Here is an 18,279-nt window from a genome sequence, read left to right as displayed (position 1 = left end):
GGCATCCGCCGGGCGTCCCCCATACGGGGAGCTGCCGACGGGCGGTGGTCGGTGCGCGGTGTCACGCTGGGCACACAGGCCCCGCGGAAGGGAAACATCGCATGATCACGACGGAGTACGTCCCCGGCTCCCCCTGCTGGCTCGACCTGGGCGCTCGGGACGTCCGGGCCGCCGCCGCCTTCTACGGTGCCGTCCTCGGGTGGGACTACGAGCCCATGGGCGAGAGCGAGGACTTCGAGGGCGGGTTGTTCAAGAAGGACGGCAAGATCGTCGCCGGGCTCGGCAAGCTCACCGAGGAGGGGGCGCGCCCGGCCTGGATGCTCTACTACAGCGTCGTCGACGCGGACGCCACGACACAGGCCGTGCAGCAGGCGGGCGGCGCCGTGCGGGTCGCGCCGATGGACCTCGACGACTGGGGCCGGATGGCGCAGTACAGCGACCCGCTGGGCGGTCAGTTCGCCGTCTGGCAGCCGGGGACGAACAAGGGCCTGGAGCTGGTGGACCAGCCGGGCTCGCTGTCGTGGACGGAGCTGCTCACGACCGACGCCGCGGGGGCGCGGGAGTTCTACGGCGCCCTCTTCGACTGGCAGTTCAGCGACATGCCACTGCCGGGCGACGCGGGCGCGTACACCCTGATCACCCCCTCGGGGCTCTCCGAGGACCGGATGCACGGCGGGCTCATGCAACTCCGCAAGGAGGACCTGGCCCTGACGGGCGGGCGGCCGTACTGGCACCCGGTCTTCGCCGTCGGGGACTGCGACGCGGCGGTGGCCGAGGTCGTCGAGAGCGGCGGCAGCGTGCGGATGGGCCCCGAGGACATGGAGGGCGTCGGCCGGCTCGCCGTCTGCCTCGACCCGGCGAACGCGGACTTCGTGCTGCTCACCCCGTCCGAGACCTGAACCGGGCCGCGACAGGTCACCTCGGACCGCTGAACATCCCGCATCACCGCCTGGACACGACGACGGCCGCGACATGAGCGAAGAGCCCGATCCCACCGACGTCCATCAGCTCGTCCGCCTGGCGAAGGGCTGGGCCGAGGCGATCGTCTCCGACGACCCGGCGCGGATCGCGAGCTTCATGGCGGAGGAGTGGGTCATCGTCTCCGCTTCGGGGATCGACCCGAAGGCGAGGTTCCTCTCCCTCGTGGAGTCCGGCACGCTCACCCACTCGGCGATGGGTCTCAGGACCGAGCCCAGGGTCCGCGTCTACGGCGACACCGCCGTGGTGACCGCCCGGGTGACGAACACGGCCCACTACCAGGGCGAACGCCACGACGCCGACGAGTGGACGACGGACGTGTTCGTACGGCGGCAGGGCCGCTGGCTGTGCGTGCTGAGCCACATCACACCGGTGGCCCCCGACTGAGCCCGAACACCTATTGCATATGATGTGCAAATGCGTGAGTACAGCATCAGGCAAGCCGCGGCGGCCGACATCGAAGGGGCCAGGGCGGTGATGCTCGACGCCGTGTACCGCGACTTCGGCACGGGTTACGTGCCGCACTGGCACGCCGACATCATCGATCCGGTGTCGTTCTACGTCACACCACCCCGGCACACACTCCTGGTCGCCGTGGACGAGCAGGACGGGACGGTGGCGGCCACGGCGGCACTGGACGCGCGCGGCCCCGCGCACCCGCCGAACCCCAGTTGGCTGGCCGAGCGGTTCCCCTCGGGCGAGACGGCACAGCTCCGGCGGGTGTACGTGCGCCCCGCACACCGGCGGCGCGGACTGGCCCGGCACCTGGTGGAGGGCCTGCTGGAGTTCGCCCGGGCCGACGGCGGATACCGGTCCGTGTATCTGCACACGTACCCGCACTCCCCCGGCGCGATGAGCCTGTGGCAGGCACTGGGCAAGGTGGTGTGCGACGAGCGGGAGGAGGTGCCCGGCGGTGGCAGCGGGGCGGTGCACTTCGAGATACCGTACCCTTAATGAAAATGATATTCATATACACCATGAGAACCTCCCGCCGGCTCACAGCCGGGCTGTTCGTGCTGCCCTTGCTCTCCGGTTGCTTCGCGTCCTCCGGTGACGACGCAGCGGCCTCCTCCGGCGCCGCCGAAGGCGCACGCCTGCGTGTCGCCCTCCCCTTCGCCCCGACCGAGAACTACTCGCCGTACGGCCAGGACGCGATGCTCCTGTCCCGGCTCGGTGTCAGCGAGGGGCTGACCAAGCTGGACGCCAACGGCACGGCGGTACCCGCGCTGGCCGAGTCGTGGAGCAGTGAGAGCGGCGGCAAGAGCTGGGTGTTCACCCTGCGGGACGCGAGGTTCCAGGACGGCGAGGCCGTCACCGCCAAGGCCGTCGCCGCCGCCCTCACCGCGGCCGGGAAGGCCGACCCGGCGCCCTCCGCGATCTCCGGTGTGCAGCTGACCGCCACGGCCGAGGACGACAAGCGGGTCCGGGTCGGCACCGAAGAGGCCGACCCCGTACTGCCGCTGCGGCTTTCGAACCCCTCCCTCGCGGTGTTCGCGCCGAAGGCGTACGCCGCGAAGGGCAAGGTGGACGTCGTCGGCACCGCCACCGGTCCCTTCGCCCTCACCGCGGTCGACGGTGACACGGCGGCCACACTCGACCGTTTCGACGACTACTGGGGCGGCCGGGCCCAGGCGTCCGGCATCACCGCCCGGTTCGTCTCCGACGGCACCGCCCGCGCCAACGCCCTGCGCACCGGCGACGTCGACATCGCCGAGTCCCTTCCCGTCGCCCAGGTGTCGTCCCTCGACAAGGACACCGTCCACGAGGTCAACACCGCCCGCAACACCAGCCTTTACCTCAACACCAAGTCCGGCGCCTTCACCGACGCGGGGCTACGGGCAGCCGCACGCGAGGCGATCGACACCTCGGTCATCGCCAAGGGCGCCTACGAGGGATACGCCGTGCCCGCACAGGGCCTGTTCGGTCCGGCCCTGACCTGGGCGGCCGGCAAGCGCGTCGAACCCGCCGGGCGGGCCCGGGCCGCCGATCCCGACGGCACGAGCATCACCCTCGCCACCTACAGCGACCGGCCCGAGCTGCCGGAGGCCGCCCAGGTACTCCAGCAGCAGCTGCGGAAGGCGGGGTTCGAGGTGAAGCTGGAGGTGCGCACGTACACGCGTCTCGAAGGCGACCTGCTGGGCGGCAAGTTCGACGCCGCGGTCTTCTCCCGCAACATGATGCTGGACACCGGCGACCCGGTCACCGTCCTCGCGAGCGACTACACCTGCGACGGCTCCAACAACTTGTCGTTCCTGTGCGACGAGAACGTGGACAGGCTGGTCGCCGCCGCCCGGGCCGAGCCCGACACCGCCGGGCGGCAGAACGCCGCCATGCGGGCGGAGGCGGCCGTCCTCGGCACCGACTCGGTGATCCCGCTGGTGCATCTGAAGCTCGTCGCGGGCATCGCGACGTCCGTGCGGGGCGCGCTGCCCGATCCCTACGAGCGCACCCTCATAGGTACGGGGACCCGGCGCTGAACAGCTCGCACACGTCCTCGACGAAAGGTGCCGCCGCCGCTCTGCGCGCACTCGCGCGCAGCAGCGCCCCGACGCTGCTGTGGCGGACGGTGCTCGTGGCCTGTCTGGTCTGCGGGATCGGCCTGCTGCCGTGGCTCTCGCGCACCGACCCCGCGCTGACCGTGCTCCGGGCGCGGTCGGCGGACCGCGACCCCACTGCGGAGACCCTGCGCGCCATCCGGGACCAGCTGGGCCTCGACGACGGCCCGCTGCCGCTGCTCGGCCGCTGGCTGGGCGGGCTGTCGCACGGGGACGCGGGCACGTCCTGGGTGTCCGGCACCCAGGTGCTGCCGGGCGTCGTACAGGCGCTCGGCGTGTCGCTGCTGCTGATGGCCGGGGCCCTGGTGGTCGCCGCGGGCACGGCGGCCGCCGTCTGCGCCCGTACGCTCCGGCTGGGCGCGCGGGGCCGGCTCGCCGACCGTCGCCCCGGCGGGACGGCGACGGCCGTGCTGGCCGCGCTGCCCGAGTTCCTCGTCGCCTCGGTGCTGGCCTCGGTGATCGGTGTGCAGCTGGGATGGCTGCCCGCCCTGGGCTGGTACGGGCCGCAGTGGATGGTGCTGCCCTCGCTCGCCCTCGGCCTGCCCGCCGGGGCGGTCCTGGGGCGGATGCTCGACGACCTGCTGCCCGGCGCGTTCGCGGAGCCCTGGGCCATGGCGGCAGCGGCACGCGGTGTCCCGCAGAAGTCCGTGGCCCGGCAGGCGGTGCGCCGCTGCGTGCCGGGACTGCTGCCGAACCTGGCGCTGTTCGTGGTCGGACTGACCGGCGGATCGGTCGCCGTCGAGCAGATCTTCGACATCCCGGGCGTCGGCCGGCTCACCCTGAACGCCGCACTCGCCCAGGACCTGCCCGCCCTGCAGACCGGCACGCTCGCCCTCGTCCTGCTCGCGGCCACCGCCGGCGTTCTCGCCCGGCTCGCCGCCCGGCTGCTGATCGGTCCGGCGCTGCGCGACGGCGCCCTGCAGTCGCTGCACCGGCCCCGGCCGCCCGCGCCCCGCGCACTCCCGCTGCTCTACGGGGGACTGCTGGCCGCCGTCATCGGGTTCGGGCTGCCCCGCGACCCGCTCGTCCTGCACACGCTCGCCCGGCTGCAAGCCCCTTCCGCGGAGCACCCCTTCGGCACGGACGCGCTCGGCCGCGACATCCTCGCCCGGATCTCCCACGGCGCGCTGACCACCCTCGGCACCGCCCTCGCGGTGAGCGCCGCCGCCCTCGTCACCGGGCTGCTGCTGGGACTGCTGCCGAGGCTGTCCGGGCCGCTGACCGACACCCTCAGTGCCGTACCGCCCGTGCTGGCCGGCCTCCTCGTCACCGGCGTCATCGGCGGCGGCCCCTGGACACCCGCGCTCGCCGTGGCCGTCGTGGCCTGGTCCCCGCTGGCCGCGCACACCTCCTCCCTGCTGCGGCAGGAGCGCGCGACCACCCATCTGACGGCCACCCGGGCGCTGGGCGCCGGCCCCTGGTACCTGCTCCGGCACGAACTGCTGCCGGCCGTCCTGCCCCCGGTCGCCCGGCACGCCCTGCTCCGGCTCCCAGGGGTCGCGCTGAGCCTCGCCGCGCTCGGCTTCCTCGGCCTGGGCGCCCAACCGCCGTCCCCCGAGTGGGGCCTGCTGCTCGCCGAGAACCAGCCGTACGCCGAGCGTGCCCCGTGGGCCGTCCTCTTCCCCGCCGCCGTGCTCGCCCTGCTCGGGGCGCTCGCGGTGACGGCCGCGGGCGGCGTACGGCTGCCCCGGCGGCGCAAACGGCCCGCCGGCCCGGCCGAACCACCCGTGGATCGGCTCATACCGGCCCCGCGGCGGCAACGGGACCGCCCCCGCGCGCCCCTCCTGACTCCCGTGCCCGCCTCACAGACGGAAGAACGATGACCGACCTCCTCTCCCGGGTGCTGGCCCGCAAGGCCACCCGGACCTCCGACGCAGGAACACCACCCAAGTCCCCGCGCGAGAGCACCTGGCGCCTCTGCAAGGACCTGTCGCCGCTGCTGCGGCTGCTGATCCTCACCCAGCTCGCCTTCAACATCGGCTTCTACGCCGTCCTGCCGTTCCTCGCCGAGCATCTCGGCACGGCGATCGGCATGGCGGGCTGGCTGGTCGGCTTCGTGCTGGGGCTGCGCACCTTCAGCCAGCAGGGGCTGTTCGTCGTCGGCGGCTGGCTCGTCGACCGGTTCGGGGTGCGGCCGGTCGTGCTGGCCGGCTGCGTGCTGCGGATCGCCGGGTTCGTGTGGCTCGGGTACGCGGAGGCGAGCTGGACCGTCATCGGGGCGGTGCTGGTGATCGGATTCGCCGCCGCGCTGTTCTCCCCCGCCGTGGAGTCCGAGGTGGCCCGCCAGTCGGTGGTCTGGGAGGAGGACGGGCGAGGCCCGCGCACCCGTGTCCTCGCGCTGTTCAGCGTGGCGGGCCAGGCCGGGGCGTTCGTCGGGCCGCTGCTCGGCGCGCTGCTGCTCGCCGTCGACTTCCGCACCGCGTGCCTCGCCGGTGCCGCGGTCTTCGTGCTCGTCCTCGCCGGGCACCTGTGGCTGATGCCGCAGCACATCCCCGGCCGGATCCGCGTCCGGAAGCGGGGCGGGGCCCGCGTCCTGCTGCGCGACCGCCGCTTCCTCGCCCTGTGCTGTGCCTACGGCACCTATCTGCTCGCCTACAACCAGCTGTATCTGGCCCTGCCGGACGAGGTGCAGCGCGCGGCGGGCTCCCAGGCGCCGTTGTCCTGGCTCTTCGCGCTGTCCTCGGTGCTGGTGGTGTTCGCCCAGCTGCCGGTGACCCGCTGGGCGGGCGACCGGCTCGACCTGCGCCGCTCCATGACCGCGGGGTTGCTGCTGATCGCGTCCGGTTTCGCGGTGGTGGCCGCGGCCCGCCCGGCCGGCTGGACGGGCACCGCCGGGCTGCTGCCGGCCGCCGGCTTCGTGATCTTGCTCACCGTGGGGCAGATGCTGGTCGTGCCCGCCGCCCGCGCCTGGGTGCCCGACCTTGCCGAGGAGGGCCGGCTCGGGCTCTACATGGGTGCGCTGTCGTCCGTCTCCGGGCTGATCGTCCTGGCCGGCAGCGCCGCCACCGGCTTCCTGCTCGACCTGGGCCTGCCGGCGGCCGTACCGTGGCTGGTCCTCGCGGCCGTACCGGCTCTGGCGGTTGCTGTGGTGCCGCGCCGTGAGAAGGGGGCGGGTGCGGCGGCCTGAAACGGCGCCGGCGCCCTGCGGCAACCGGGCGCGCGGGACCTTCACTCCGGCGGGCGACTCCTTCGCTCCGGGATTTCCGAGTCCGCACCCTCTGAGGACACCGCTGCGGAGACCGGTGGTCACGTCGCGCCAGTATCCTGGGTCGGCTGCGGCACCCCCCACCAATCCCCGTGCAGAAGCGGGGAGTTCGGCCTGCGGCGACGACCTTCCCACGCAGGAGACGAGGACGAGTGCTGCTAGCGGGCCGCTACCGGCTGGATGTTGAGATCGGGCGCGGTGGAATGGGAGAGGTCTGGCGTGCGTACGACGAGACGCTCGCCAGAGCGGTGGCCCTCAAGCTGCTGCTCCCCAGGACACCGATGCCACGGCGGCCTCCCGGTTCCGTCTGGAGGCGCAGACCGCAGGGCGTCTCAACCACCCCAACGTGGTCGGTGTCCTGGACTTCGGCGAGTACGACAACCGGCTGTATCTGGTGATGGAGCTGGTCGAGGGCGACTCTCTCGCCGGGGTGCTGAACGGCTCCGGCGCGCTGCCCGCCGAGCACGTGGCCCGTCTGGCCGCGCAGGCCGCTGCGGGGCTGGCCGCCGCGCACGCGCAGGGCATCGTGCACCGGGACGTCAAACCCGCCAACCTGCTGCTGGACGCCCACGGCACGCTGAAGATCGGCGACTTCGGTATCGCGCGGTTCCTCGACGACCCCGGCGCCGCGCTCACCGCCACCGGCCAGATCGTGGGCACCGGCCTCTACCTCGCGCCCGAGCGGGCCCTTGGCCGGCAGGCGGGGCCCGCCTCCGACATGTACTCCCTGGGCTGCGTGCTCTACCAGCTCCTCAGCGGCCGCCCGCCGTTCCAGGCCGACACCGCCGTCGCCCTCCTCCACCAGCATCTCGACTCGACCCCCGTGCCGCCCCGCGAGCTCGGTGTCACCGGACTCCCGCCGGCGTTCGAGAACTACCTCCTCGGTCTGCTCGCCAAGCAGCCCGAGGACCGGCCCACCGCCCAGCAGGCCGCCGAGTGGTTCGCCGGGGGCGCCTGGCGGGGCCTGCCCGAGCCGCTGCCGGAGGCCTCACCGCCGCTGCGGCCGACGACCGCGTCCGCGGCGGCGCACGCCGCGCCCGGTCCGAGCGCGTCCGCCGAGACCAGTCACCCGACCACGTACGCGCTGCCAGCGACCACGGGGCACCGCACCGCCGCCCGGGCCGCCCAGGCGGGGCGTTCGGGTCGCCCCCGCGGGCGCGGCGGCCTCGGCAACCGGACGAGACTGGCCGCGACGGCCGCCGCCGCGGCGCTCTTCCTCGCCGCGATGCTCATCGGCATGCGCTGGTTCTCGCCCGACACGACCGCGGAGGGCACCGAACCCGACGCGTCCCCGACTGCGAGCAGCCCCGCCGCCACCCCGTCGGGCGACTCCGCCTCGTCTGTCTCCTCCGATCCGGAAGCCGCCCCGGCGGCCGGCCCGGCGACCGGCCCGGCGACCGGGCCGGGGGCAGCCGGGACGCCGACGACCGGCACCGTGGCCGATGTCACTCCGTCCGCGCCGGCCGCTTCCCCGACCCCTCCCGCGCCGGCGCCCGGCGCCGTGACTCCGACGGAGGAGGCGGGCAACGGCGGGCCGCGGCAGCCGAAGCCGGAGAAGCCGCGCCAGGCCGGGGAAGACCAGGAGAGCGACGACGGTGGAGACGACGGAGGCGACGACTGACGCGGGCTCCGAAGCCGCGCGGCGGGGCCCTGCCCGCAGCGTGTGGATCAGTGGGGGGATGCGCCGGTGTGCGAGCGGGCGCCCCCTCGCGCGCCCCTTGGGTGGCTTGTCACCGCCCTTACCCCGGCCTTATTGTCACCAGGCCTTGGTGAACGGGAAATCCGGTGTGATGCCGGTGCGGCCCTCGCCACTGTGAATCGGGAAGTCCGGCTCCAGCCCTCGCGGGCGGCCACTGGGTCCTTGTGACCCGGGAAGGCGGAGTCCGGGCGGTGGTACCCGTCAGCCAGGAGACCGGCCAAGGCGCGTCAACCATCCACGAGGTGCTGGAGAGGGTCTGCTGAGCCATGCACATAGCCGAGGGTTTCCTTCCTCCGGCGCACGCGGTCGCCTGGGGCGTCGCGTCGGCGCCGTTCGTCGTCCACGGGGTCCGGTCGCTCACCCGTGAAGTGCGCGAGCACCCCGAGAGCACGCTGCTCCTCGGTGCGTCCGGCGCCTTCACCTTCGTCCTGTCCGCCCTGAAACTGCCGTCTGTCACCGGCAGTTGCTCGCACCCCACCGGCACGGGCCTGGGAGCCATCCTGTTCCGGCCGCCCATCATGGCGGTGCTGGGCACGATCACCCTGCTCTTCCAGGCGCTGTTGCTCGCGCACGGCGGCCTGACCACGCTCGGCGCCAACGTCTTCTCGATGGCGATCGTCGGTCCCTGGGCCGGGTACGCCGTCTACGCACTGCTGCGGCGCTCCGGTGCGCCGCTGATGGTGGCCGTGTTCTGCGGCGCGTTCGTCGCCGACCTGTCCACCTACTGCGTCACCAGCGTGCAGCTGGCGCTCGCGTTCCCCGACCCGGGCAGCGGATTCCTGGGCGCGCTCGGCAAGTTCGGGTCCATCTTCGCCGTCACCCAGATTCCGCTCGCGGTGAGCGAGGGCCTGCTGACCGTGCTCGTGATGCGGCTGCTGGTGCAGTCCAGCAAGGGCGAACTGACCCGGCTGGGCGTGCTCCTCGCCAGGAAGCGGGCACGGACCGAGACCGAGACGGTGGCCCGATGAACAGGAACACGAAGATCAACCTGGTGCTGCTGCTGGCCGTGGCCGCGCTCGCCGTGCTGCCCCTGGCGCTCGGCCTCGGCGACCACAAGAAGGAGCCGTTCACGGGCGCCGACGCCGAGGCCGAGACGGCGATCACCGAGCTGAAGCCGGACTACGAGCCGTGGTTCTCGCCGCTGTACGAGCCGCCGTCCGGTGAGATCGAGTCGGCGCTGTTCGCCCTCCAAGCGGCCCTCGGCGCCGGAGTCCTGGCCTACTACTTCGGTCTGCGCCGGGGGCGGCGGCAGGGCGAGCAGCGGGCGCTGGAGCGGCAGGCCGGCAGCGCGCTCGCCGGTGCCGCCGGGAAGTCCACCGCGGAGCAGGACTGAGCCCGGGTGCTGCCGATCGACGCGGCGGCGCACAGCAGTCGCTGGCGCCGCCGCCATCCCGTGGACAAGGCCGTGCTCGGGCTCGGCCTCACCGTGCTCGCGATCTCCCTGCCGCCCTGGCCGGGGGCCGCCCTGGTGCTCCTGACGGCGCTGCTGGTGCTGCTGGGGCCGGCCGGTGTGCCCGGGCGGCGGCTGTGGCGGGCCTACCGGGTGCCGCTGGGCTTCTGTGTGACCGGCGCGGTCACGCTGCTCGTCCAGGTGGGCGGACCGGGGGGTTTCGTCTCCCTCGCGGGTGATGGGCCGGTCCGGGCCGGGGAGTTGCTGCTGCGCACCTCGGCGGCTTCCCTGGGCGTGCTGCTGTTCGCCTTCACCACACCGATGTCCGACCTGCTGCCCCGTCTGGTGCGGGTCGGGATCCCCGCTCCGGTCGTCGATGTCGCGCTGGTGACGTACCGGATGAGCTTCCTGCTGCTGGACTCCGTGCGCCGCATCCGGGAGGCCCAGGCGGCCCGGCTCGGTCACACCAGCCGGGCCGCGGAGTGGCGTTCCCTGGCCGGGCTCGGCGCCACCGCGTTCGTCCGGGCCTTCGACCGGGCCACCCGCCTCCAGGCCGGACTCGCCGGGCGCGGCTACGACGGCACGCTGCGGGTCCTGGTGCCCGAGGCCCGGGTCTCCGTCCGCTTCACGGCTGCCAGTTGCGCGCTGCTCGCGGCACTGGCCGCCCTCACCTTCGTCCTGGAAAGGCCGCTGACATGAGCGAGCCCGCCCTCGTCGCCCTGCGGGGCGCGTCCTTCGCCTACGAGGACGGCCCCACCGTGCTCAGCGGGCTCGACTTCGAGATCCGCGAGGGGCGCGCACTGGCGCTGCTCGGCCGCAACGGCAGCGGAAAGACCACGCTGATGCGGCTGCTCTCCGGCGGACTGCGGCCGCACGAGGGGCGGCTGACGGTCGAGGGGCAGCCGGTGTCGTACGACCGCAAGGGGCTGACCCGGCTGCGGACGACCGTGCAGCTGGTGGTGCAGGACCCGGACGACCAGTTGTTCGCGGCGTCCGTGGAGCAGGACGTGTCGTTCGGGCCGCTGAACCTCGGTCTGGACGTCACGGAGGTGCGGGCGCGGGTGGCGGAGGCGCTCGCCGCCCTGGACATCACGGCCCTGGCCGGCCGGCCCACCCATCTGCTCTCCTACGGCCAGCGCAAGCGCACCGCCATCGCGGGCGCGGTCGCCATGCGGCCCCGCGTCCTCGTCCTCGACGAGCCGACGGCCGGACTCGATCCCGACGGCCAGGAGCGGCTCCTCACCACCCTCGACGGACTCCGCACCGCCGGCACCACGGTGGTGATGGCCACGCACGACGTCGACCTGGCCCTGCGCTGGGCCGACGACGCGGCGCTCCTCACCCCGTCCGGCGTCCGCACCGGGCCCGCGGCCACGGCTCTGGCCCGCGTGGATCTCCTCCGCGAGGCGGGGCTGCGCCTGCCCTGGGGTGCCGCGGCGGCGGAACTCCTGCGTGCCCAGGGGTGGCTGGCCCGAGCGGAGCAGGGCCCGCGGACGGCGGACGAACTCGCCGCCCTCGTGGGCGGACGGCTGGGGACGCCCGGAGGGTGAGCTTGTCCGGCGTCGCGGCGCGGCACTACGGTGCCGAGGTGGATCTCTTCTCACACACCTGGACGGCGTTGCGCGCGGTGGTGGCGGATCTATCCGACGAGGATTTCGGGCGGCCCTCCGGCTGTACGGGGTGGCTGGTGCGGGACCTGGTGTGCCATCTGATCGTCGACGCCCAGGACGTCCTGATCACTTTGGCCACCCCGTCCGACCGGGAACCGACCCGTGACGCACTGACGTACTGGGATATCTCGGACACCCCGCCGACCGGTGACGACCCGCTCGACGCGCTGACCGTCCGCCTGGCCGCCGCGTACGAGGATCCGCACCTGCTCACGTTCCATCTGGACGACGTCGGCTCCGCCGCCGGCCGCGCGGCCCTGCTCGCCGATCCGGCCGGCCGCGTCGGCACCCGCGACGAGATCCTCACCGTGGACGACTTCCTCTCCACGTACGTCATGGAGTGGACGCTGCACCACCTCGATCTGATCGCCTGCCTCCCGGACGCGGAGCAGCCGCCCGCGGCGGGGCTCATCCGGTCCCGGGAGATGCTGGAGCAGATCGCGGGGAGCGCCTTCCCCTCGTCCTTCTCCGACGTGGACGCACTGCTCATCGGCACCGGGCGGCGGGCGCCGACCGAGGCGGAGCAGGCCGAGCTGAGCGAGTCGGCCGCGCAGGTGCCGCTGTACCTGGGCTGACGTCGAAGTGACGAAACCGCTGCTCACAGGTCCGCCGTCGAACCGGCCCGGCCGAGGTGGGAGCATGGTCGGCATGGACATCCGCCGCAGGAACAACGTCAACGTGACCGGCCCCGACGACGCGCCGGTGCTGCTCCTGGCACACGGTTTCGGCTGCGACCAGAACATGTGGCGACTGGTCGTGCCGGTGCTCGCCGAGCGTTACCGGGTGGTGCTGTTCGACTACGTCGGTTCCGGCGGCTCGGACCTCGCGGCATGGCGTGAGGAGCGGTACTCCTCGCTGCACGGCTATGCCGGTGACGTCGTCGACGTCTGCGAGGAGCTGGACCTGCGGCAGGCGGTGTTCGTGGGGCACTCGGTGAGTGCCATGGTCGGGGTGCTGGCGGCGCAGGCCGCGCCGGAGCGGATCGGGGCGCTCGTGATGGTGACGCCCTCGCCCTGCTACATCGACGACGAGGGGTACCGCGGCGGCTTCAGCACGGAGGACATCGACGAGCTGCTCGCCTCCCTGGAGGCGAACTACCTGGGCTGGTCCTCCGCCATGGCCCCGGTGATCATGGGCAACCCGGAGCGGCCGGAGCTGGGCCAGGAGCTGACCAACAGCTTCTGCGCCACCGACCCCGACATCGCCCGCGTCTTCGCCCGTACGACGTTCCTCACCGACAGCCGCGAGGACCTCAAGGGCGTGTCCGTCCCGACGCTCGTGCTGGAGTGCGAGCAGGACGCCATCGCACCCCGCGAGGTCGGCGCCTACGTGCACGCGGCGATCCCCGCCTCCCGCCTGGTCACGCTCGACGCCACCGGGCACTGCCCGCAGCTCAGCGCGCCGCCGGCCACCACCGAGGCGATCCTCGACTTTGTGGAGTCCCTGAAGTGATGTGCCGTACGGGTGGCGTACCGGAGCCCGCCGGAACGGGGGACGGGGCGAGCGCGGACGCCGCTTTCACCGCGCTGCTGGAGGACAGCGCGGAGGACCTGTACGAGTCCGCGCCCTGCGGTTACCTGTCCACGTTGATGGACGGCACCATCGCCAAGATCAACACCACGCTGCTGGGCTGGCTCGGCCTGGACCGTGACGCCGTGGCGGGCCGCAAGCGCTTCGCGGACCTGCTCACCGTCGGGGGGAAGCTGTACCACGAGACGCACTTCGCTCCGCTGCTGCGCATGCAGGGTGAACTGCGGGGCATCGCCCTGGAGATGCGGCGCCAGGACGGCAGCCGGCTGCCGGTGCTGGTCTCCGCCGTGATCAAGCACGGGACCGAGGGCGAGCCCCTGCTGATCCGTATCACCGTCTTCGACGCCTCGGACCGCCGCGCCTACGAGGAGGAACTGCTCCACCGCCGGCAGGAGGCCGAGCGGGCCCGCGCCGAGGCGGACGAGGCCCGGCGGCAGGCCGAAGCCGACCGGGCCAGGCTGGCCGACGCGCTCGCCGTCCTGCAGCGCTCCCTCGTGCCGGACTCGCTGCCCGCCGTGCCGGGCCTGGAGACGGCCGTCCATTACCACACGGCCGCGCCGGACCAGCTCGGCGGCGACTTCTACGACCTGTTCCCGGTCACCGGCGACCGGTGGGCGTTCTTCCTGGGCGACGTGTGCGGCAAGGGCCCCGAGGCCGCCTCCCTCACCTCGCTGACCCGCTACACCCTGCGCGCCGCGGCCCACCACGACCCGGATCCGGCTTCGGCGCTGAGCACGTTGAATGCCGTCCTGCACGAGCGGTACACCGGCGACGGCAACCCCCGGTACTGCACCTGCATCGTCGGGATCATCGAGCCGGGCGCCGCGCAGGGCCGGACGGTCGTGCGCCTCGCCTCCGGCGGCCACCCGCCCGCGCTCGTCCTGCGGTCCGACGGCCGCGCCGAGTTCCTGCCCACCCCGGGTGGCCTGCTCATCGGCGTCGTCCCCGGCGCACCGATCGGCACCGCCGAGACCGTCCTGGCGCCCGGGGACACGGTCGTGCTGTACACCGACGGCCTCACCGAGGCCCGCATCGGCCCCGCCCGGGACGACCTGTACGGCGAGGACGCCCTGCACGCCTTCGCCACCGACCACGCGCCCGCCGCACCGCACGAGGTGATCACCGCCCTCACCGGGCTGCTCGAGAGCTTCGGCGACGGTCTCGACGACGACACCGCCCTGCTCGCCCTCGGCGTTCCCGCCGCCCCTTCCCGCACTGGCCCCGCGACGCATCACACCTCATGAACCCGATCACCATCACACAGCGCGACACCGCGACCGGCCCCGTTCTGCACGTGGCCGGCGACCTGGACTTCGACCGGGCCCCCGTACTCCGCGGCAGGCTCGACCGGCTCTCCCTGTCACCGGGGCAGTGCCTGGTGCTCGACCTGTCCGGCCTGGAGTTCTGCGACTCCTCGGGCATCACCGCCCTCCTCGCCGCCCGCCAGCACGCCCTGGCCGCAGACGCCGACGCCGTCCTGGCCGCCGTACCGGCGAATCTGCTGCGCGTCCTCACCCTTGTCGGCCTCGACCAGGTCTTCACCCTGCGCCCGGACTCCGGCGCCGTGTCCTGACCGCCCTGGGTGCCTCAGCCGCTGAGGCCCAGTTCGCCCGCGCGCACGCCGGCCTGGAACCGCGACCCCGCGTCGAGGGTGTCGAGCAGTTCGGCGACCCGGCGGCGATAGGTCCGCAAGGACATGCCGAGTTCCTTCGCCGCCGCCGTGTCGGTGGCGCCCGACCCCAGCGCGCGCAGGACCCTGCGGCTGACGGCGTCGAGCCGGGGCCGCTCCGCGTCGAGGAAGTCCTCGAGGTCGAGGGCGCTCTCCCAGACGGCCTCGACCAGCGCGTACACGGCGCCCACCAGGGTGGCACCGGAGGTGAGCGTGTACTCGCGGCCACCCGGGGTGTCCGGGCCGGCGAGGATCGCGTACCTGCGGTCGATGATGATCGCCTCGTGGGGCAGGGCCGTCGCGGCGACGCGTACCCGTGCGCCTCGGGCGGCGATGTCGCGCAGGTGCTCACGGTCCCGCTCGTCGGCCAGCGCGGCCGGGCCGCACAGCTTGCGGACCTGCCGGCCGCCGGGCTCGCGCAGCCACGCTTCGGAGGCCTGCCGGACGCGACGTGGCTGGGTGAAGGTGTCGAGATTCCGGACGGCACAGATGAACTCCTCGCGGACCGAGGAGAACAGATGCTCGGTGCGCGCGACGAAATCGAGGTCACCGCGGACCGTCACGATGTCTGTCACCCGGCCATTCTGCCCGCTGGCAGCTAACTGCCACGCGGTGGCGTCCGGGATGCCCCGTCGCCGAGGCTTCCCGCATGAGCGACGACTTCCTCCTCGGCGGCGATCTTCCGGTCGACCGCATCGGCTTCGGCGCCATGCGCCTGTCCGCGAACGGCTTCACCGGCCCGGCCCGGGACCCCGAGACCGGCCGCGCCGTCCTGCGCCGTGCCGTCGAACTCGGCGCCGACCACATCGACACCGCCGCCTTCTACGTCAGCGACGACCGGGCCGTGCGCGCCAACGACCTGATCCGTGAGGCCCTGCACCCCTACCCGGCCGGCCTGGTCATCGCCACCAAGGTCGGCCCGGCGCGCACACCCGAGGGCGGCGTGGTGCAGACCGTCGACCCGGCCGCGCTGCGCCCGTTGATCGAGGAGAACCTCGAAACCCTCGGCGTGGACCGCCTCGACCTGGTCTATCTGCGCATCGGCCTGATGGAGCCGCCGCACGGCGAGTCCGTGGCCGCACGCTTCGAGGCGCTGGCCGCGATGCGCGAGGAGGGCCTGATCCGCCACCTCGGCCTGAGCAATGTCGACTCCGGCCACCTCGCCGAGGCCCGCACGATCGCACCCGTCGCGGCCGTCCAGAACCACTTCCACGCCGGCAAGCGCGACGACGCCCGGCTCCTGGCCGACTGTGAGGAAGCCGGCATCGCCTTCGTGCCGTTCTTCCCGCTGGGCGGCGGCGTGAGCGACCTCACCGGTGACCGCACGGCCAAGGTCGCCGAACGCCACGGGGCGACCGTCCCGCAGATCGCCCTGGCCTGGCTGCTGGCGTCCTCCCCCGTCACGCTGGCCATCCCCGGCACCGGCTCCCTCACCCACCTGGAGGAGAACATGGCCGCGCGGTCGATCACCCTCACCCCGGAGGACCTCTCCGACCTCACCTGACATACGGCCAGGGACAACGCCACCACCCCCAGTCCGCCCGCCGCGCCCCTTGGCGCTCCCCGCACACCACCGCCCGGCCGGAAAACGCTTGGACGCCGCGGCCGGCGTCGCGGGACACTTCCGGACTCGACCCGAAACCTCACAATTCCGTTGCCGCGACGGCCCCTGCCCGCACGCGCGGCATGGCGGGCGGCCACAGGACGACACAGGGGTGGGATGGAAACGCCGGAAACACACAGGGTTTTACCGGGCAGGCGCTCGGTGCTTCTCGCACTTCGCTACTACGGACGGGAGCTGTCCCGGCTCCGCCGGTGGACGGCACCTGCGATGCTGCTCTCGGCGCTGGGCAACATCGGCATCTACTACATCGCGCCGCTGATCGTCGCCAGGCTCGTCGGCGACATCGCGGGGAACAAGGACGTCGGCGTCGGCTCGACGCTGCCGTACGTGCTCGCCTTCGCCGGCGTCCTGCTGGCCGCGGAGGCGCTGTGGCGCATCGCCCTGCACTGCCTCAACCGTCTCGACGCCCTGGGCATCGAGCACCTGTACGTGATCGGCATGGACGAACTGTTCGCCAAGGACGCCGCGTTCTTCCACGACAACTTCGCCGGTTCGCTGACCAAGCGGGTCCTCAGCTTCGCGTCCCGGTTCGAGCAGTTCGTCGACACGCTGACGTTCCAGATCGTGGGGAGCTTCGTGCCGCTGGCGTTCGGCGCGGTGGTGCTGTGGCGCTACGAACCGCTGCTCGTCGTCGGACTCCTGGTGATGATCGCGCTGACGGCGGTGCTGGTCGTGCCGCTCATCCGGCGCCGTCAGGCACTCGTCGACCAGCGTGAGGAGGCGATCGCCCGGGTGTCGGGCCATGTCGCCGACAGCCTGATGAACATGGACACGGTCCGGGCGTTCGCCGCGGAGGAGCGCGAGGCCGCCGAACACCGGTCCCGGGTCGCGATGTCACGCCGGCTCACCGTGCGGTCGTGGGACTACGGCAACCTGCGCATCGACACGCTGGTCGCGCCGATGTCCGTCCTCACCAACGCGATGGGCCTGCTGCTCGCGGTGAGCCTGGGCGGCGGCGCGCACGGCGTGGAGGCCATCGTGGTCGCCTTCACCTACTACAACAACGCCACCCGGATCATGTTCGAGTTCAACCAGATCTACCGCCGGCTGGAGAGCTCGATGACGGAGGCAGCGCAGTTCACCGAACTGCTTTTGACGCCGCCGACCGTGCTCGACCCGCCGGCACCGGCGCCGCTGCGGCCCCGGGCCGCCGACGTCCGCTTCGAGAAGGTGACCTTCGCCCACCGGGGCGGCCGGCCGCTCTTCGAGGGACTCGACCTGGCCGTGCCGAGCGGGGCGAAGATCGGTCTCGTGGGCCGGTCCGGCGGCGGCAAGACCTCGCTCACCCGGCTGCTGCTGCGGATGACCGACATCGACGGCGGCCGCATCCTGGTCGGCGGCCAGGACATCAGCCGGGTGCGCCAGGCCGACCTGCGCGGCCGGATCGCGTACGTGCCGCAGGACCCGGCGATGTTCCACCGCACCCTGCGGGACAACATCGCCTTCGCCCGGCCGGACGCCACCGACGCCCAGATCCGCCAGGCGGCCGAGGCGGCCCATGTCACCGAGTTCGCCGACGCGTTGCCGGACGGCTTCGACACCATGGTGGGCGAGCGGGGCATCAAGCTGTCCGGCGGCCAGCGCCAGCGCGTCGCTCTCGCCCGGGCGATCCTGCGGGACGCGCCGATCCTGCTGCTCGACGAGGCGACCAGCGCCCTGGACTCCGAGAGCGAACTGCTGGTCCAACAGGCGCTGTGGCGGCTCATGGACGGGCGGACCGCGCTGGTGGTGGCGCACCGGCTGAGCACGGTCGCCGGCATGGACCAGCTCGTCGTCCTCGACCGCGGCCGGATCGTCGAGCAGGGCACCCACCAGGAGCTGCTCGCGATCGAGGGTGCCTACGCGAAGCTGTGGCAGCACCAGTCGGGCGGCTTCCTGGACGACACCCCCGGGCGGGCCGAGGCGCTGTAGCTCCGGTTCGGGGCGGGCCGTCTCCCCCACGACCGGGGAGACGGCCCG

18 protein-coding genes and 1 riboswitch are annotated in these 18,279 nt (G+C 73.1%); of the genes, 17 read left to right on the top strand and 1 reads right to left on the bottom strand.

Features of this window, described 5'->3' with window-relative positions:
* Positions 1 to 101: 101 nt before the first annotated feature.
* The 15 genes from CEB94_RS37025 (at position 102) to CEB94_RS36955 (ending at position 14,600) form a co-directional block, all read left to right on the top strand.
* The gene (locus CEB94_RS37025; protein WP_175436307.1) at positions 102 to 899 is read left to right on the top strand and encodes a VOC family protein; all 798 of its coding nucleotides are present in this window, start codon (positions 102 to 104) and stop codon (positions 897 to 899) included.
* A gap of 73 nt (positions 900 to 972) precedes the next feature.
* Positions 973 to 1,365: a nuclear transport factor 2 family protein gene (locus CEB94_RS37020; RefSeq protein WP_175436306.1), complete on the top strand. Its 393-nt coding sequence runs from the start codon at positions 973 to 975 to the stop codon at positions 1,363 to 1,365.
* A 30-nt stretch (positions 1,366 to 1,395) separates the two neighbouring features.
* Positions 1,396 to 1,932, top strand: coding sequence for a GNAT family N-acetyltransferase (locus tag CEB94_RS37015; RefSeq protein ID WP_175436305.1), 537 nt, complete (start codon positions 1,396 to 1,398; stop codon positions 1,930 to 1,932).
* A 23-nt stretch (positions 1,933 to 1,955) separates the two neighbouring features.
* Complete coding sequence (locus CEB94_RS37010; protein WP_175436304.1) at positions 1,956 to 3,455, top strand: ABC transporter substrate-binding protein; 1,500 nt, start codon at positions 1,956 to 1,958, stop codon at positions 3,453 to 3,455.
* An 89-nt stretch (positions 3,456 to 3,544) separates the two neighbouring features.
* The gene (locus tag CEB94_RS37005; RefSeq protein ID WP_175436303.1) at positions 3,545 to 5,356 is read left to right on the top strand and encodes an ABC transporter permease subunit; all 1,812 of its coding nucleotides are present in this window, start codon (positions 3,545 to 3,547) and stop codon (positions 5,354 to 5,356) included.
* On the top strand, positions 5,353 to 6,660 hold the full coding sequence (locus tag CEB94_RS37000) for an MDR family MFS transporter (RefSeq protein ID WP_175436302.1): 1,308 nt from the start codon (positions 5,353 to 5,355) through the stop codon (positions 6,658 to 6,660). The genes CEB94_RS37005 and CEB94_RS37000 overlap by 4 nt, the downstream gene beginning before the upstream one ends.
* Positions 6,661 to 6,952: 292 nt before the next feature.
* Positions 6,953 to 8,359, top strand: coding sequence for a serine/threonine-protein kinase (locus CEB94_RS36995; protein WP_342790441.1), 1,407 nt, complete (start codon positions 6,953 to 6,955; stop codon positions 8,357 to 8,359).
* A gap of 129 nt (positions 8,360 to 8,488) precedes the next feature.
* Positions 8,489 to 8,673: riboswitch (cobalamin riboswitch) on the top strand.
* 30 nt (positions 8,674 to 8,703) lie between these two features.
* Entirely contained in the window at positions 8,704 to 9,405 is a 702-nt protein-coding gene (locus tag CEB94_RS36990) for an energy-coupling factor ABC transporter permease (protein WP_175436301.1), read from the top strand.
* On the top strand, positions 9,402 to 9,770 hold the full coding sequence (locus CEB94_RS36985; protein ID WP_175436300.1) for an energy-coupling factor ABC transporter substrate-binding protein: 369 nt from the start codon (positions 9,402 to 9,404) through the stop codon (positions 9,768 to 9,770). Before CEB94_RS36990 ends, CEB94_RS36985 begins: the two co-directional genes overlap by 4 nt.
* 6 nt (positions 9,771 to 9,776) lie before the next feature.
* Positions 9,777 to 10,526, top strand: coding sequence for a cobalt ECF transporter T component CbiQ (gene cbiQ, locus CEB94_RS36980; protein ID WP_175436299.1), 750 nt, complete (start codon positions 9,777 to 9,779; stop codon positions 10,524 to 10,526).
* Entirely contained in the window at positions 10,523 to 11,377 is an 855-nt protein-coding gene (locus CEB94_RS36975; RefSeq protein ID WP_175436298.1) for an energy-coupling factor ABC transporter ATP-binding protein, read from the top strand. The genes cbiQ and CEB94_RS36975 overlap by 4 nt, the downstream gene beginning before the upstream one ends.
* A gap of 38 nt (positions 11,378 to 11,415) precedes the next feature.
* A complete protein-coding gene (locus CEB94_RS36970) occupies positions 11,416 to 12,072 on the top strand; it encodes a maleylpyruvate isomerase N-terminal domain-containing protein (protein ID WP_175436297.1) in 657 nt (218 codons plus the stop codon).
* A 73-nt stretch (positions 12,073 to 12,145) separates the two neighbouring features.
* Positions 12,146 to 12,949, top strand: a complete 804-nt coding sequence (locus CEB94_RS36965; RefSeq protein ID WP_175437327.1) for an alpha/beta fold hydrolase — start codon at positions 12,146 to 12,148, stop codon at positions 12,947 to 12,949.
* Positions 12,949 to 14,271 (top strand): PP2C family protein-serine/threonine phosphatase, encoded by a 1,323-nt coding sequence (locus CEB94_RS36960; protein WP_175436296.1) that lies wholly within the window; start codon positions 12,949 to 12,951, stop codon positions 14,269 to 14,271. Before CEB94_RS36965 ends, CEB94_RS36960 begins: the two co-directional genes overlap by 1 nt.
* Positions 14,268 to 14,600: an STAS domain-containing protein gene (locus CEB94_RS36955; RefSeq protein WP_175436295.1), complete on the top strand. Its 333-nt coding sequence runs from the start codon at positions 14,268 to 14,270 to the stop codon at positions 14,598 to 14,600. Before CEB94_RS36960 ends, CEB94_RS36955 begins: the two co-directional genes overlap by 4 nt.
* 14 nt (positions 14,601 to 14,614) lie before the next feature.
* On the opposite strand, the gene CEB94_RS36950 is transcribed toward CEB94_RS36955, so the two are convergent.
* Complete coding sequence (locus CEB94_RS36950; RefSeq protein WP_246112035.1) at positions 14,615 to 15,271, bottom strand: DNA-binding response regulator; 657 nt, start codon at positions 15,269 to 15,271, stop codon at positions 14,615 to 14,617.
* A 74-nt stretch (positions 15,272 to 15,345) separates the two neighbouring features.
* Between CEB94_RS36950 and CEB94_RS36945 the strand changes: the two genes are divergently transcribed.
* Entirely contained in the window at positions 15,346 to 16,200 is an 855-nt protein-coding gene (locus CEB94_RS36945; RefSeq protein WP_175436294.1) for an aldo/keto reductase, read from the top strand.
* Between the two features lie 216 nt (positions 16,201 to 16,416).
* Complete coding sequence (locus CEB94_RS36940) at positions 16,417 to 18,231, top strand: ABC transporter ATP-binding protein (RefSeq protein WP_175436293.1); 1,815 nt, start codon at positions 16,417 to 16,419, stop codon at positions 18,229 to 18,231.
* The last annotated feature ends 48 nt before the right edge of the window (positions 18,232 to 18,279 follow it).

This window comes from Streptomyces hawaiiensis (assembly GCF_004803895.1).
Taxonomy (GTDB): domain Bacteria; phylum Actinomycetota; class Actinomycetes; order Streptomycetales; family Streptomycetaceae; genus Streptomyces; species Streptomyces hawaiiensis.
The sequence above is the reverse complement of the archived record's forward strand: the minus strand, read 5'-3'. Positions and strand labels throughout refer to the sequence as shown.

Bases quoted from the DNA above. Each gene is read 5' to 3' on its own strand.
- CEB94_RS37025 (WP_175436307.1), top strand. From the start codon at position 102: ATGATCACGACGGAGTACGTCCCCGGCTCCCCCTGCTGGCTCGACCTG.
- CEB94_RS37020 (WP_175436306.1), top strand. From the start codon at position 973: ATGAGCGAAGAGCCCGATCCCACCGACGTCCATCAGCTCGTCCGCCTG.
- CEB94_RS37015 (WP_175436305.1), top strand. From the start codon at position 1,396: ATGCGTGAGTACAGCATCAGGCAAGCCGCGGCGGCCGACATCGAAGGG.
- CEB94_RS37010 (WP_175436304.1), top strand. From the start codon at position 1,956: ATGAGAACCTCCCGCCGGCTCACAGCCGGGCTGTTCGTGCTGCCCTTG.
- CEB94_RS37000 (WP_175436302.1), top strand. From the start codon at position 5,353: ATGACCGACCTCCTCTCCCGGGTGCTGGCCCGCAAGGCCACCCGGACC.
- CEB94_RS36990 (WP_175436301.1), top strand. From the start codon at position 8,704: ATGCACATAGCCGAGGGTTTCCTTCCTCCGGCGCACGCGGTCGCCTGG.
- CEB94_RS36985 (WP_175436300.1), top strand. From the start codon at position 9,402: ATGAACAGGAACACGAAGATCAACCTGGTGCTGCTGCTGGCCGTGGCC.
- CEB94_RS36975 (WP_175436298.1), top strand. From the start codon at position 10,523: ATGAGCGAGCCCGCCCTCGTCGCCCTGCGGGGCGCGTCCTTCGCCTAC.
- CEB94_RS36965 (WP_175437327.1), top strand. From the start codon at position 12,146: ATGGACATCCGCCGCAGGAACAACGTCAACGTGACCGGCCCCGACGAC.
- CEB94_RS36960 (WP_175436296.1), top strand. From the start codon at position 12,949: ATGTGCCGTACGGGTGGCGTACCGGAGCCCGCCGGAACGGGGGACGGG.
- CEB94_RS36955 (WP_175436295.1), top strand. From the start codon at position 14,268: ATGAACCCGATCACCATCACACAGCGCGACACCGCGACCGGCCCCGTT.
- CEB94_RS36945 (WP_175436294.1), top strand. From the start codon at position 15,346: ATGAGCGACGACTTCCTCCTCGGCGGCGATCTTCCGGTCGACCGCATC.
- CEB94_RS36940 (WP_175436293.1), top strand. From the start codon at position 16,417: ATGGAAACGCCGGAAACACACAGGGTTTTACCGGGCAGGCGCTCGGTG.